We start from the raw sequence: 16,135 nt of genomic DNA on the forward strand, positions 1-16,135 counted from the left end.
CGGAGAGGTTTGTTGACGAATTTGCTATTCCGGCGTTGTGCAGTGTCCGCCGCCATAGCTCTCGCCAGTGTGTTCGCCGGCGCGCCCGCCTATGGATTCGAGCTGTTCGGCATCAAGATTTTCGGCAAGGATGAACCCGATCCCGCCGAAGAGGTTATCGGCGAACCGCAGCACTACGCCGTTACGTTCAATGTCAGCGGCGAAGACAAGAAGCTGAAGAAGAAACTCGAAGCTGCATCGAGCCTCGTGAAAGACGATGAAAAGCCGGCTTCGGGCGCAGCCGGCCTGCTTGCCAAGGCGCGGGGCGACTACAGGCGCCTGCTGTCGACCCTTTATGGCGAGGGTCTGTATGGCGGCACGATTTCCATCACCGTCGAAGGGCGCGAGGCCGCCAATATGGCGCCTGACACCCAACTTCCGGACCCGGCGGCGGTTGTCGTGAACATCGACCCCGGGCCACTGTTCCATTTCGGCCAGGCCAACATCGTCAATCCCGCCCCGCCTGCGCAACACCGCAGGGATGAAGTGGCCGACCCGGCCGAAGAGGGATACAGGGCCGGCGAGGTCGCGCGCTCCGGCACGATCATTAGGGCCGAGACGCTTACGATAGAGGCCTGGCGGCAACAGGGCCACGCAAAGGCCAAGGCAATCGACCGCCGCGTCGTCGCAGCACATGACACTAACCTTGTCGATGCGACCGTCGGGGCAGACCCCGGTCCGATGACTTACTACGGCGACGTCAGCGTGTCCGGCACCGAGCGGATGGACCCTGACTATGTCGCCTACATGACCGGTCTGCCGCGCGGCGCGGAGTTCGATCCTGACGACATCGCGCGCGCCAATGTCCGACTGTCGAAACTGGACGTTTTTCGTGCGCTTCGCATCGAGGAAGGCGCGGAACTGGGGCCGGGCGGTTCGTTGCCTATCAGCGTCATCGTGCAGGAACGTCTGCCGCGCCGCTTCGGCGTCGGCGCGAACTATTCGACGATCGACGGCGCGGGCTTTGAAGCCTACTGGATGCATCGCAATCTTTTCGGACGCGCCGAGCGGCTGCGGTTCGATGCGAAGGTTGCCGGGCTTGGCCCCACTGTCGACCCGAGCGAACTGACCTACAAGGCCGGCGTCACCTTCACAAAGCCCGGCGTTTTTACACCGGACACCGATTTCATTGCTTCACTGATCGGCGAACGCGAGGTTCTCGACGTATACACCCGCAATTCAGTAACCGCGCAGGTGGGCTTCACCCACATGTTCACGAATGAATTGCAGGGCAAGCTTTTTGCGGTGGCTTCGCGGTCACGGTTCGAGGACGACGTGTTCGGTACGCGCGATTTCATGACGCTCGGCATGCTCGGAGGCCTCACCTATGACAGCCGCGACAAGCCCGTCGATGCCACTCGCGGCACCTACCTCGACGGCACGATCGAGCCCTTCTACGAAGCCGAGTATGGAAATTTTGCCAGCCGCTTCACCGGAGAAGCGCGCGGCTATCTTGGCTTTGGCGAAAAGCGGCCATTTGTGCTGGCGGGCCGCGTCAAACTTGGCTCGGTCGTCGGCGCAAGCATCGCCGAACTGCCGCCCGACGTGCTTTTCTTCGCGGGCGGCGGCGGGTCGGTGCGCGGCTACGGCTACCGGACCATCGGCGTACCCGTCGCGGGAACTGATCTGGTTACGGGCGGGCGCTCTCTGATCGAGGCTTCGGTGGAGGCCCGCGCCCGCGTCACCGATACAATCGGCGTGGTGGGTTTCATCGATGCCGGTTATGTCGGCGCGGAAACCTTCCCTGATTTCGACGAGGACCTGAAGCTCGGCGTGGGCGGCGGCCTGCGCTACTATACCGGGCTCGGGCCGCTCAGGCTGGATGTCGCCGTGCCGCTCGATCCGGGGCCGGACGATCCGGACGTCGCTTTCTATGTCGGCATAGGACAAGCCTTCTGATGCGCTTCTTCATTGCCCTTCTGATGCTGCTCTTCATCCTGCCCGCGCAGGCGCAGGACAGTTCCGAGCAGGCGGACCGCTCCTATCTGGTCGGCCTGCTCGAAAACCAGCTTTCGACGCCGGATCGCCAGATTCGCATCAACGGTATCCAGGGCGCCTTGTCCTCCAATGCGACAATTGGCGAAATCAGCATCGCAGACCGGGAAGGCATCTGGTTGCGCATCGTCAATGCGCGGATCACCTGGACCCGAAGCGCCTTACTGCTCGGCAGGCTCAACATCAGCCGCCTCGGCGCGGAGCGAATTGAGGTTTTGCGCAAGCCGCTCCCCGCGGAGGGCCTGCCCGCGCCGGAATCCGGTGGCTTCAAGGTGCCGGAACTGCCGGTTTCGGTGCGTCTGGACGCATTGGCGGTGGATCGCGTCACGTTCGGGCCGAATGTGTTCGGGCTGGCGTCCGAAATTTCGGTTACCGGCCGCATGACGCTTGCGTCCGGGTCTCTTGACGCTGCGCTGGACATCACGCGCATCGACGGTCCGGGCGGCAAGCTCGGCCTGACCGCGAGCTATGCCAATTCGACGCGCCAGCTTGCGCTCGATCTCACACTCGATGAACCGGCCAACGGCGTTGTCGCCAATCTGCTCGGAGTCGAAGGCCGTCCTCCGATGTTGCTGACGGTCAAGGGATCAGGTCCGATCGACCGGCTCACGGTCGCGCTGACGCTGGATGCAGATGGACAGCGCGTGCTGACCGGCGCGACGGACCTGTCGCGGCGCGGCGAAGGGCTTGGCTTTAACGCCAATCTCGAAGGTCCGGTCTCGAGGCTGATTTCTCCCGTCTTTCGGGACTTTTTCGGAGATGAAACAAGGCTGACGGCAAACGGTGTCGTGCCGGACGCGGGTGGGTTCGTGCTGGAAGACCTCAACCTTTCGAGCGCCGCCCTGTCGCTCAAGGCCGCGCTTGAAACGACCTCTGACAAGTTCCTGCGCCGTTTGTCCATCGACGCCGAAATTGCGGACAGCTCTGGCGGCAAGGTCGTGTTGCCCGTTGCGGGTGGGCAAACGAAAGTGTCGCGCGCCGAGTTCAATCTTTCCTACGGCGAGAGCGCCGATCGGTGGAGCGGCAAGCTCGCGCTCGACGCGCTCGAAACGGGGGCTTTCTCGACCGGGGAGGTGGCCATAGATCTCGGCGGCGAGGCCACGAACCTGGATGATCCGGCGGCGCGCCGCATCAGTTTCAGCGCGAAGGGTGCAGCGACCGGGATCACTGCAACCCGTGCGGACGTGGCGCAGGCGCTGGGCGACCGCGTCGACCTCGACATCGAGGGTGCGTGGCAGGCGGGCCAGCCGATCGAGCTTGCCAAGGCGCAACTGCTCGGAAATGGTCTGACCGCGTTGCTTTCGGGCACCGTCGCCGACTTCACCTTCAACGGCGACATAGGGATCAATGCGGCCAGCATCTCGCCCTTCGGTGCACTTGCCGGACGCGAGCTGGCGGGCGCGGTCGACCTCAAGGCCACGGGGACGGTGACGCCCATTGGCGGTGGCTTCGACTTAGCGCTCGACGGAACCGGCAATGATTTGCGCATCGGCACGCCTGCAATCGACAATCTGATTCAGGGCGAGACGCGGATCACGGGACGGGTTGCTCGCGGCGAGCAGGGATTGGCGGCGCGCAATCTCAAGATTGAAAATGTGCAGGTCGGGATCACCGCCGACGGTACCTATGCGACGGGCGCCGCGGATTTCAATCTCGATGTGATGCTGGCGGACCTGGCGCTGTTGTCGGATCGCGCATCCGGACGGCTGACGGCAAAGGGCAGGGCGGATGGCTCGGACGGCGTCATCAAGCTCGATTTTGCCGCCGAGGTGCCGCAAGGCACATTGGTCGGAAAGGCGCTGGACGGCGGCAAGCTGACCTTTCTGGGTCTTGCGCGAAACGGCGGAGTTGACGGCAAAGTCGACGGCGAGGCGCTGCTTGACGGAAACCGCGTTTCGCTCGCGGGCGACGTCATTTCGGCGCAGCAAGGCAAGGCAATCAGCGGCTTGCGCTTCGAGGCGGGCGGAACGGTCGTCACCGGCGATGTGAAGCAAGACACGGATGGCCTGCTCGAAGGCGCGCTTTCGCTGAAATCGACCGACGTTTCCACTGCTGCGGCGCTGCTGTTGGTGGAGGCGCGAGGTTCCGCGCAGGCCGATATTGGCCTTACCCATCTGGACGGCAAACAGCAGGCGTCGATCAAGGGCAGCGTGGCCGATCTGGTCATGGACCAGACGAAGGTTTCGCGCGCCGAAATCGAGGCGACGCTGGCCGATCTGTTCAACGTTCCGATTGCCGATGGATCGGTGCAGGCGTCTGGCGTGGTGGCGGGCGGAATCGAAATCGGCACCCTGTCGGCCAATGCGCATAGCGAGGGAGCGACCACGAATTTCGATGCCAAAGCGGCGCTGAAGAACGGCACGAACGTTTCGACGCGCGGCGCGCTCTCGCCGGAAAACGGCGGCTACCGGCTCCGGCTTGCCGCGCTCGATCTCGCGCAGGGCAAGCTTTCGGCGAACCTTGTTGAACCTGCTTCCGTGCTGGTGCAGGGCGCGAATGTCAGGATCGATGCCTTCAGATTGAACGCGGGCGGCGGGCGTGTGGCAGTCCATGGCGAGGTCGCGGATGCGCTCAACCTCGCAGTCGACATCAGCGCCTTGCCGCTGAACCTTGCCAATACGATCAAGCCGGACCTTGCATTGGGCGGCACGCTTGATGGCAAGGCCAATGTGCGCGGCACGCGCGACGCGCCCGACATCCAGTTCACGCTTTCCGGCAAGTCCTTGTCCGCGGCGGCGCTCAAGCAGGCGGGCCTCTCCACATTGAATGTTCAGGCGAAGGGTGTTTCGAACACCAGAAGGCTCGACCTGGACGCGGCGATCACAAGCCCCGAAGGTTTGCGCGCGACCGCCAAGGGCGCCGTGCCCTTGGGCGACGGACAGATGGCTCTGGATGTGAACCTGAACGCATTTCCCGTGGCGGTTCTGAATACGGTTGCCAAGGGGCAGGGGCTCGGCGGGACCTTGAACGGCAGGGCACATGTGACGGGAACGCTTGCCAGGCCTGCCGCAGAGTTTGAGGCGCACGGGACCGGCTTGCGCACGACCGCGCTCGACAATGCCGGGCTTTCGCCACTCGAACTCGATGTGAACGGACGCTTTGCGGATCGCACGGTAGTGCTTCAGTCGGCTGCCGTGAACGGGCCGCGCGGCTTCAACCTCAAAGCGTCAGGGCGGGTTCCGCTGGCCGGTCCGGGTCTTTCGGTTTCGGTGAAGGGCGATGCTCCACTGGCGCTCGCCAACCGATTTCTTGCCGAGCGCGGGGCGCAGGCATCCGGCAACATTACCCTTTCCGCCTCCGCCACAGGCAGCATGGCGCACCCCTCGTTGCGCGGAATGTTCTCGACTATGGGCGCAAGCTTTGTCGATCCTGAGTCCAACCTGCGGCTGAACGACATCGCGGTGATGGGTTCGCTCGACGGCGACCGCGTCGTGTTGCGCAGCGCGTCGGCAGCGCTTGCTTCGGGCGGCAGGGTCAGCGCAAGTGGCTCGATCTCGACCAATGCCGCCGCCGGGTTTCCGGCGGACATCAGTATCAATCTCGACAATGCGCGCTATGCGGACGGCATCATGCTCGTCGCCACGTTGAACGGTGCGCTGAGGCTGACCGGCGCTCTGGCGCGCGACCCGACGCTCAGCGGGCGCATCGACGTAGAACGGGCCGAAATCACTGTGCCGGACAGTTTTGGCGGTGCTGCCGCCAACATTGCGGTAAAGCACATCGACCCGTCGCCCGGCGTCGTCGCGACCCTGAAGCGTGCCAAGGCGGACGATGGCACGCCGGTGCCGACCGCGCGGCCCAGTGTCCTGAGGATGAACATTGCGCTCAACGCGCCGAACAAGGTGTTTGTGCGGGGGCGGGGACTCGACGCCGAACTGGGTGGCTCGCTGCAACTCACAGGGCCGGTGAGCGATATCCAGCCGGTTGGCGGGTTCAGGATGATCCGGGGCCGACTTGGTATTCTCGGGCAGCGCATCACCTTCGACGAAGGCACGGTCACGCTGGTCGGCGACCTTGATCCATTCCTTGATTTCGTGGCACGCTCGGAGAGCAGCGGCATAACGGTATTCATTACGGTGCGCGGACGTGTTTCGGCGCTCGACATTGCTTTCTCGTCGCAACCACAACTGCCCGAGGACGAGGTGCTGGCCCGCCTGATCTTCAATCGCGGCATCAATGAGCTTTCGCCATTCCAGATCGCCCAGCTTGCCGCGGCTGCCGCCGAACTTGCGGGCGGCGCGAATACGTCGCTTCTCGGCAGCTTGCGCAGCGCGACCGGGCTGGACGACCTCGATGTCGTAACCGACAGCAAGGGCAATGCGGCGGTGCGCGCGGGCCGTTACATTCAGGACAATATCTATCTGGGTGTCGAAGCGGGAGGCGGAGGCACAACGCGCGGCACCGTCAATCTTGACATTACCGACAATCTGAAGGCCAAGGGTGCTGTAGGGTCGGATGGAGATTCCAGCATCGGTGTATTTTACGAGAAGGACTACTGATCGGGTGCCTGGCGCAACCGATGTCGTGCGGGGAGCATTTCAAAGCTGCCGGTCGGCTGAGGATAAGGGTGCGCTCGCATGACCATCGCGCAATGGCTCTCCATCGCCGTCATTGTTCTGATGATGGCCGCCTTCATCTGGGGCAAATATCGCTATGATCTTGTCGCAGCAGGCGCTCTTCTGGTCTCGCTGGCGTTGGGCGTTGTGCCATTGGAGGACGCGTTCACCGGGTTTTCCAACGATATCGTCATCATCGTCGGTTCTGCGTTGATCGTCAGCGCGGGCGTTGCTCGATCGGGGATCATGGAACTGGCGATTCAGCGCTGGGCGCCGGATGTGACTTCGGTGCGGGCGCAGCTTGCGCTGCTGGTGATCGCCGTCACTGTCATGTCGGCTTTCGTCAAGAACATTGGCGCGCTGGCGATCATGGTACCCATCGCCTTTCAGTTTGCGCGCAGATCGAACATCTCACCTTCCGTGTTTTTGATGCCCATGGCGTTCGGTTCGCTGCTCGGGGGATTGATGACGCTTATCGGCACCTCACCGAACATTGTCGTTTCCGGAATCAGGAAGGAGATGACGGGTGCGCCTTTCACGATGTTCGATTTCACGCCTGTCGGCGCAATCCTCGCAATTGTCGGCATTGTTTTTCTTGTGCTGTTCTGGTGGCTTGTGCCGATCCGTCACCGCAAGGGTGCCGGCATTCAGGAAGCAATCGAAATCGAGAACTACATCGCGGAAGCCCGCGTGCTTTCGAACTCTGCCGTCGCCGGCAAGACGGTGGGCGACCTGCTGAACATGGCGCAGGGCGATACCCGGGTGACTTCGATTATGCGCGACGAAGATCTGCGCATTGCTCCGCTCCCTGACGCAATCCTGAAAGAAGGAGACATTCTCCTCATTGAGGGCGACCATGAAGCGCTTGATCGACTGGTGGCGCGTTCCAAATTGAGCCTCACCGGGGAACGGCAGGCTCAAAGCAATGGCGGAGAACTGGGAGCTATCGAGGCGGTCGTGGCAGAAGGCTCCCCGTTGATCGGATGGTCCGCACAGAGGCTGAGCCTTTTCGACCGATACAATGTGAACCTGCTGGCGGTCAGCCGCCGGGGCGAAAGATTGTCCGAGCGCCTTGGCCATGTGACGCTTCGATTGGGGGACGTGGTCGTGCTTCAGGGCGACCGCGCGCGATTGCCGGAACTGTTGCGCGACTTCGGATTGCTTCCGCTGGCAGAACGGTCGGTGAAGCTGGGCAGCGCCCGAAACGGGCTGGTCCCCCTGCTGATCCTTGTCGCGGCTATGGGGGCGACGGCGCTTGGGCTCGTTCCCGTAGGTATCGCGTTCTTCACCGCGGCTGTCGCGATGGTGTTGTTCAAGGTCATCCCCGGCCGGGAAGTGTATTGGGCGATGGACGGTCCTATCCTCATCATGCTCGCAACACTCATTCCCGTCAGCGACTCGCTTCGCAAAACAGGTGCGACCGAGGTGATCGCGGGATGGCTTGCCGAAGTGGGCACAAGCCTGCCTCCCTATGGGTCGCTTGCGCTCATCATGATCGTAGCAATGGCCATCACGCCGTTTCTCAACAATGCGGCGACGGTGCTCGTGATGGCGCCTATTGCGGCGTCATTTGCAACGAGCTTGAACTTCAGGCCGGAGGCCTTCCTGATGGCGGTGGCGATAGGCGCGGGCTGCGATTTCCTGACGCCGATTGGACACCAGTGCAACACGCTGGTCATGGCCCCGGGCGGCTACAGGTTCAGCGACTATCCACGTCTCGGCCTGCCGCTCTCGATCATTGTGATCCTCGTGGGAGTGCCCGCCTTGATGTTCGTCTGGCCGCTGAGGTAATTCGGAGAGAGAGTCAGCGACGCTGCTTAAGAGCTTGCTATTCCACGAAAATGCGGATGCTTGAGGCGCGCCCCACAGCGTCGATAACGGTGAGTGTGGAGTAGCCCCGTCCATCCGGCTCCCAGGTGGAGTCGCGTCGCCGGTCGGGAGCGGAAACCGGCTTGCCGTTCGCGAGCCAACGGAACGGCGCGCGCCCGCCTTGCATCTTGAGCACGACAGGTTGCGGCTCTTCCGGGGGGTCGCCGAGCGAAACATGTGCGCCATCCGGCGGAAAGACGATGCGCGGTGCGGGTTCGGTCGCGGCGGTCACGGTCAGGCCGCCATCGGTTCCGAACCGGCGCTGCGTGACGGGCAACTGGTCCGCCGTCTGGCGGAGCGCACCGGGCGGTGCAGCGGCAAGGGGCACGGCCGGAAGGCCGGAGCGCTCGAATGCCTCGAACAGGATGGGTGCGGCAGAGGCATAGCCGGAGATGCCGGGCACAGGCTGGCCGTCGGCGCGTCCCGTCCAGACGCCAAGCACGTAGCGTCCATCGAAACCGACCGACCATGCATCGCGATATCCGTAGGATGTCCCGGTCTTGTAGGCGAGGCCGCGCCGCGCTGCGCCTTCCGGCGGCACCACGCCCGACAGTACATCGGCAACTTGCCAGTTTGCACGGCGGTCGAGCAGATATTGCGCAGGGTCGACCGGCGGCTGCTTTTCCGTTCCATCATGCAATGCGCGAACCTGCCCGCGATTTGAAAGGCCGGTGTATAGCTGCACCAGATCGCGCAGGGTCAGGCCGACGCCGCCAAGCGCGATGGCCAGCCCCGGCGGCTCGTTTCGCGGCAATATCGGAACTATGCCGGATTGCCGGAAGCGACCGACCAGCCGCGCCGGGCCGATTGCGTCGAGCAGCTTGACGGACGGCACATTGAGCGAGAGCTGCAAGGCTTTGCGAATTGTCACGTCGCCCTGATAGGCCATGTCGAAATTTCTCGGCCTGTAGCCGGCGAAGTCGGATGGGCGATCCTCGATCATCGTTTCCTGCCCGATCAGGCCCTGTTCGAATGCGAGTCCATAGATGAACGGCTTGAGCGTCGAACCGGGAGAGCGCACGACCTTCGTCATGTCGATCCAGCCGTAGCGGCTTGCGTCGAAGAAATCGGACGACCCGACCTCAGCCAGGATTTCGCCGTTGGAAGCATCGGCAAGGATCATAGCAACCGAAATGCGAGGACCGAGCCTGCGCGCCGCCTCGCGCGCTACGGATTCGAGGTTCTGCTGCACAGGCAAGCTAAGGGTCGTTTGATGGGTCGCACTGGAAGGCGCATTGCGCAACGCGGTTTCCGCCACATGAGGCGCGAGCGACGGCAGCGCGAGTCGCTTTCGGGGCAGGGGTTCGTTCCCCGCCCGCGATGCCTCCCTTTCGTCGATCAGTCCCGCGCTGACCATGCGCGCCAGCACGCGATCTCGCGCGATACGGGCGTTGTCCGGGTTGCGGTCGGGACGTCGGCGTTCGGGCAATTGCGGAAGCGAGACGAGCAGCGCGGCCTCCGAAACGGTGAGACGTTTCGGTTCCTTGCCGAAATAGGCGAGCGAGGCGGCGCGCACGCTTTCGAGATTTCCGCCATAGGGCGCAAGCGTCAGGTAGCGTTCGAGGATTTCATGCTTGGTAAGCCGCCGCTCGATCTGCACCGCGCGAAAAAGCTGCCTTGCCTTCGCCCATAGGCTGCGGCTCTGGCGGGGCTCGATCAGCCGCGCGACCTGCATAGAGAGCGTCGAGCCTCCCGAAACGATGCGGCCATTGAGGGCAAACTGTATTGAGGCGCGCAGCAGCGCCAGCACATCGACCCCGCCATGGTCATAAAAGCGCTTGTCCTCATAGGCGATCAGCATGTCGACCAGCTTGCGGTCCACCTGCTCCGTGGTTGTGTTGAGCCGCCAGCGGCCATCGAGCGTCGCGAAGGCGCGCAGCAACTCCCCGTCGCGGTCGCGGACCTCGGTGGATATGTCGAGCCGTTCGGGCAGCGGCGGCGGATAGGTTCGATCCGCCCATTCAAATGCCGCCCAGCCGCCAGCGACAACCGTGGCCGTGATTGCGAGGCCGATCGAAAGCTTTCGCAACCGGCTCACGCTATTGCGCCCCGATCTCCACCATTCCCATTGCCGTGCGCGCCGAGAATTGCGGGCGATACATATCCTCGACGCTGGCCGCGGGCAGCGTATATTCGCCCGGCGTCACGGCTCGCACGACATAGGCCAGCGTAAAGGATCGGTCCTCTTCTCCGGTTCGGTCGAAGGCGGCGATGAAGCGGTCGTCACGAAATTCGAGATGCGCGGCCTGCGTTTGCGCCAACCAGTCGAAGTTGGAAAGTTCGGCGCTGGAAACGAGGCCGGGATTGTCGATCTCGAAACCTGCGGGTAGCAGGTCGTTGATCAGCACGCGCGACGGCCATTCATTGTCTTCAGTCACCGAAAGCACGACAACGAAGCGCTCATTCTGGCTGACCTCGCTGATATTCGCCTCGCTGCCGTCAAGCCGGTAATAGGTGCGGGCAATGGAGAAGCCATCCCCGCCGGCAGGCAGCGGGTCGCGCGGCGTTGCGACTGTCGTCACGACGGCCTGAACGGGGCGCGATCCCGTATTGACTATCGTGGTCGGATTGTCGGCGAGCGCTTCGCCCGTTATGCGATTGGCATAGACGCCCTTTTGCGGCGAGCCGTTCACGTCGAGCGATATGTCGTCGCCCTGTGTCTTCAACGCGCGCGCGGCCAGCAATAGCCAGGCCTGGTCCTGCGTGCTGGTCCACCGGACGCGGGGGCGCTCATCGGAAACATATTTCACCAGTTCGGGCAGCACTGTCGGTGCAGGCTGGCTTTCGGCGGCGAGCGAGAGCATTGCAGCGCCGTCGCGCAGTTTCGAGCCGTAGTCCGACCGGTACCAGTCATATTCGGTTTGTGATTTTGCGAGCGAAAGCGCTGCTGCGAAGGTCTGGTTGGAACGCTCGATATCTCCGTAGAGTGAGAGCGCTGCCGCAAGCTGGGCCACCGCCATCGGGCTTGTGAAAGCCTCGAGCTTGGTGTCGGAGTAGTATCGCAGGTCGCCGATGGCGGCGCGCTTGTTGCGCGCCAGCACGTAGAGCGCGTAGGCGATCTCGGTACCCCGATCCTCCACATCCGCATCATAGCCGATGGAATTCTGGAGATTGTTGAGCGCCTGAAGCATGGCTTCGCGCGGCACGTCGTAATTCGCCTCACGGGCGCGGCTCAGAAAATCGGTCACATAGGAATCGAGCCAAAGATCGCCCGAGCCCGGCGACCACAGGCCGAAACTGCCGCTGGAGGACTGATAGTTCAGTACGCGATAGATCGCATCCTGCACGCGCTTGCGAATGTCGGGGTCCTCCCGCATCGCAGCTTCGCCCGCCATGTCGTTGACATAGAGCAGGGGCAGCGCGCGGCTGGTTGTCTGTTCCGCGCAGCCGTAAGGGTATCGGTCGAGCGCCATCAGTATGGACGGCACGTCGAGCGCCGCTGACGGCGATATGCCGACGCTGACCGTTGCGCCTTCCAGAAGGCTTGTCGCCAAGAGTTCGCGGTCGATCTTCAGGCTCTTGCCGTTCGGTCCGAGATCGACAACGAGCCGCTGCGTGACGGGAAGCTGTGCGGGGCGCACAGGCAGGTCCAGCACCTGCTCGATATTGGGTCCGCCGTCCCGCGAAATACGCAATGTCAGTTGCGCGTCCCCAACCGTGTCGGCGCGCAGAGGCACGACGATGGACTGCCGCTTTCCGGCATTCAACTGGACCTTGTCCGGAACGTTCGGGCCTCCCGCGACGATGCCGCCATCCGCCTCGATGGCAAGATCATAGAGGCCGTCCGGCGCATCGGTGTTTGCGATGTCCAGGCGCATCTCGGCGCGGTCGCCGGGCGCCATGAAACGAGGCAGTCCGGCTGTGATGACCACAGGCTCGCGGACGATGACGTCCTGCTGGGCATTGCCGACGCTGTCAGCGGTCCATGCGACGGCCATCAGCCGCACCGTGCCGTTGAACTGCGGAATGTCGAAATCCACGCTTGCCTTGCCGTCGGCATCGAGCTTGACGGGTCCTGAGAACAGCGCGACCAGCTTGCCTTTCGGCGGGCTGCCCTGCGCGGTCATCTGCGCGCCGTCACCACCCGTGCGCAGCTTGCCAGCCACGCCGAGAGAGCCGTCGATAAGCTGGCCGTACAGGTCGCGGATTTCCAGCCCGAGCCTGCGCTGGCCGAAATACCAGCCCACGGCGTCGGGAGCCTTGTAGTTGGTGAGGTTGAGAATGCCGACATCGACCGCCGCAACGGTGACGAAGCCTTCCTTGCCGGCGGCTCCGGCGACGGATACGGGCACGGACAGGGTCGAATGCGGCGCGGTCTTTTCCGGCGCACCGAGGCTGACCGCCAGCGCGCGGCCCTGCGGATTGACCTTCAGCCACTTCAAGCCGATGGCGCGCGCGGGCATGCGTGACTCAGGCGCCTCGCCCGGCCTGAAAAGGGTGGCGGTGATATAGGCGCCTGCGCCCCAATCGGCCTCGACCGGAATGTCGATTGTCGCGCCTTCCTTCGGCATCGAAACATTGATCGTGCGGTAGAGCCTGTCCGCTCCGATCGCGACGAGAAGTTCGCCCGCGAACCGTGGCGAAACTTTCAGCTTCGCGGTTTCGCCCGGATTGTACTCATCCTTGTCGAGCGCGACTTCCAGTCCGTCAGGCGTCTCCGTGGAGGTCGTTTCCACATACCAGCCGGCGTCGAACTCATAGCTCGATGGCTGGCCAAGGCCGTCGGCTGCTTCGACCTCCAGCCGGTAGCGACCCCAATCGACGGGCAGGCTGATCTTGCCGGAAGCGTCGGCTGTGGCCTCGACCTTACCGTTCGCCACGGCTTTGGTCAGGGTCACCGGCTCGTAGTTCCAGGAACCGTCCGAACGATACCATTGGTATTGACGCTCCAGCTTGACCAGCGACCAGACCAGGCTGGAGGCGGCCTTGCGCGTGCCGTCCGGTTGCGCCTCGATCACCTCGAAGCTTGCCGTGCCGCCCTGCGCGACGGAGTCGCCTTCAAAATCCGGCTTGATGCCGATGATGTCGGATTGCGGGCGAACCCCTATGTCCAGCCTCTCCTCGACCGCGCGTCCGCCGCTTTCTCGCATGCGCACGGTGACGCCCGCATTGATGAGGCGGGTGGTCGATGGAATCTGGTCGATTGCAACCGGAAAGCTCGCCTTGCCGTCGTCGCCGACCAGCGGCAGGTCGCCGAGCGGCTGCTGGATGGCGTCGCCTTGATCCTCGTCGGCGAGACCGAAGGAATAGCCGGGAAAGCGCTTCCAGTCCCGCGTGGTCGTCAGCCGCACATCGCCTTCGAGGGCCAATCCGGCTGCCGGTGCGCCATAGAGGAAGCGCCCGTCAACCGACACATTCGCCGTTTCGCCGGGCGCGATTTCGTCCCTGTCGGAACTCAGCGTGAATTCGATGCGATCAGGCACGAAGTCTTCGACAAGGAACATCTGCGATGCAAGCGCAGCCTCGTCCGGATCGGTATAGATGCTCATCGTCCAGGTGCCGCGCATGGCGTTTGCGGAAAGCGGGAAATCGATAGTGTGACCGCCCGCATTCGCGCCGTCCGACACCATGCGGCGCTCTTCGACACCGTCCGGGCGGCTGAAGATGAACGTCAGCGGCAGCTTTGCAACCGCCACTGCGGCATCGTTGCGCGCGAGCGCCGATGCATGCACGGTCTCGCCCGCACGATAGATCCCGCGTTCGGTAAAGGCATAGACGTCGAGCGCTCCCGGCGCGGCACGTCCTTCCACGCCGCGATCCGAGAGGTCGAATCCGGCCTTGGTCATGTCGAGGAACACGAAATCCTCGCCGTTCGAGGCGCTTGCGGTCAAAACGGCAGGGACCATGCCTTCCTCGCCCCGCGTCAGGCCAGCGCTGAATGTGACGCGGCCATCGGCATCGGTCGTTGCCTTGCCCAGCACCTCGTTGTTGCGGGCAAGCAGCGTCAGCTCAACGCCCGCCAGCGGCCTGGCGCTACCCAGCGAGCGCGCGAACACGTTCAGCCCGTCCTGTCCCGTCAGCGTGGAAAGCCCGATGTCGGACACGACGAACCATTGCGTCGCGCGCGAATCGTAATACTCGCCGGGCTTGTCGGGCTGTGCCGTGAGCACATAGACGCCGGGCTTCCTTTCCGCGATGGCCTCATCGACGGGGAAAGAGGTGGTCACTTCCTTGTTGAGCTGGTTGGCGATCTCGATCTCGCCTTTCCAGACCGGCGCGCCGAGCGATTCAGAGACGTTGTCGACGTCGTAGCCGTCAAGCTGGCGCAGGAACTGGTAGCCGGTCAGAAGCTGTGCAAGCGATCGGTCGCCGATCCGGTAGAGTTCGAGCTTCGCCTTGTCCATGTTGACAGTTACGAGGGGAATGCCACGCCGCCCGGTCGAAGGCAGCACAAAGCTGTCACCGGTGAAGCGGGCCGATTGCGCGCGGTCCGGCATATAGACGTTCAGCACCGTCGGCACGGTCGTAACTTCGCCGATCTGGGCGGGCACACCTTGCCGGTAGGTCAGGCGATAGTTGCGCCCGTGCTCAAGGCCGCCGACGCAAATTTGCCGGCCGGTTGCCTCGACGGATTGCGGCGCATGCCCATCGACAGTTACGAAGGGTGCGTAGTCCACGCCGGTCTTTACAAGGTCTTCCGAGAACTGCGCGCAGATGCGGGGCGCGGAATTGTCGGAGTCGATTGTGTGGTCGACAATGCGGAAGCCCTTGCGCGCTTTCAGGTCCTCATATTCGGCGCGCAGGGTCGAATCGTTCACAAGCTCCAGGCTGGCCTCATAAGCCTGCAGGGCAGGGCGGAACTGGTCACGCTTGTCGAGCGCGGCCGCCAGCGCGGCAAGCGCCGCGGCGCGGTCGCCGGTTGTGCGCGAACTGGTATAGGCATTGATCGCCGCCGCGGTTCCGTTGCGCTGGAGCGCATATGTTTCGGAGCCGTTGGCGGGCTGAACGCCGAGGATTGCCCGGGCATATTGCGTCCAAAGGGCGCTGTCGTCGGGCGCGATGGAAAGCGCCCGCGCGAACTGGTCCATGGCCGTGCGGGGGTCGCTCGCGGACATCGCGCCTTGACCGGCGGCGACAAGTCCGGAAAGCCCAAGCGCGGCGTCTCCTTCCTGAGCGCTCATCCGCTCACGACGCAGCGCGGCAGCTTCGTCGCTCATGGACGCGGTGATGAAGGAAAGCGCAGGCGCGGCACCGAGGTCAGGCTCCGACTGCGTCTCCACCACCTTTCCGGCGACTGCGCCCTTGAACGGCTTGAGCTCGCGGAAGTCGGATTTCAGGAAACACCAGCGCGCCTTTACATTGTAGGTGAACGCCTTGCAGGCCTGTTCGGCCAGGCAGATTGCCTCGCACTGGTCCTGGGATACGTCGCGTTCCGCGCGCAGGTCGAACCCGAAATAGTCGCTGTTCGGTGAAGTCGTGATCTGCCTTTGCTGCGCACCCGCAGGCGACAGCCCGAAAAGTGCAGAAAAGGCGACCATGCCAGCGAGCAGGCGCAGTTTCATCGGGGACCCCCTCTGTCGTTTGAGCGACATCCGCCACGTCGCTCCACCGCATTTCGGCTGACGATTGTGGCCTCTTTGTCGCCGAACGGAAAGCACCAGTGTGATTTTTCGTTAAGACGACACTTCGGCGGTCGCGAATGGGCAGGATTGAATGAATTTGCGTCAATCGTGTCG

General features: G+C 63.5%; 5 protein-coding genes. 3 read left to right on the forward strand and 2 right to left on the reverse strand.

The window, feature by feature from the left end:
* Nucleotides 1–42: 42 nt before the first annotated feature.
* From M9924_13175 to M9924_13185, 3 genes are all read left to right on the forward strand, one after another.
* Nucleotides 43–1,938, forward strand: coding sequence for an autotransporter assembly complex protein TamA (locus tag M9924_13175; protein ID MCO5065348.1), 1,896 nt, complete (start codon nucleotides 43–45; stop codon nucleotides 1,936–1,938).
* Nucleotides 1,938–6,533 carry a translocation/assembly module TamB domain-containing protein gene (locus M9924_13180; protein MCO5065349.1) on the forward strand — a complete coding sequence of 1,532 codons (4,596 nt, stop codon included), beginning with the start codon at nucleotides 1,938–1,940 and terminating at the stop codon, nucleotides 6,531–6,533. Before M9924_13175 ends, M9924_13180 begins: the two co-directional genes overlap by 1 nt.
* A 78-nt stretch (nucleotides 6,534–6,611) precedes the next feature.
* Entirely contained in the window at nucleotides 6,612–8,381 is a 1,770-nt protein-coding gene (locus M9924_13185; GenBank protein MCO5065350.1) for an SLC13 family permease, read from the forward strand.
* Nucleotides 8,382–8,418: 37 nt separating this feature from the next.
* Here the strand turns inward: M9924_13185 and pbpC are convergent, their stop codons facing one another.
* Complete coding sequence (gene pbpC / locus M9924_13190) at nucleotides 8,419–10,473, reverse strand: penicillin-binding protein 1C (protein ID MCO5065351.1); 2,055 nt, start codon at nucleotides 10,471–10,473, stop codon at nucleotides 8,419–8,421.
* A gap of 25 nt (nucleotides 10,474–10,498) precedes the next feature.
* Nucleotides 10,499–15,937 (reverse strand): alpha-2-macroglobulin family protein, encoded by a 5,439-nt coding sequence (locus M9924_13195; protein ID MCO5065352.1) that lies wholly within the window; start codon nucleotides 15,935–15,937, stop codon nucleotides 10,499–10,501.
* Nucleotides 15,938–16,135: the final 198 nt, after the last annotated feature.

It is taken from the genome of Rhizobiaceae bacterium, assembly GCA_023953835.1.
In the GTDB taxonomy this organism is placed as follows: domain Bacteria; phylum Pseudomonadota; class Alphaproteobacteria; order Rhizobiales; family Rhizobiaceae; genus Mesorhizobium_G.

Excerpts from the sequence above, each read along its gene's own strand:
- M9924_13185 (MCO5065350.1), top strand. The coding sequence starts at position 6,612 with ATGACCATCGCGCAATGGCTCTCCATCGCCGTCATTGTTCTGATGATG.
- M9924_13180 (MCO5065349.1), top strand. The coding sequence starts at position 1,938 with ATGCGCTTCTTCATTGCCCTTCTGATGCTGCTCTTCATCCTGCCCGCG.
- M9924_13195 (MCO5065352.1), bottom strand. The coding sequence starts at position 15,937 with ATGGTCGCCTTTTCTGCACTTTTCGGGCTGTCGCCTGCGGGTGCGCAG.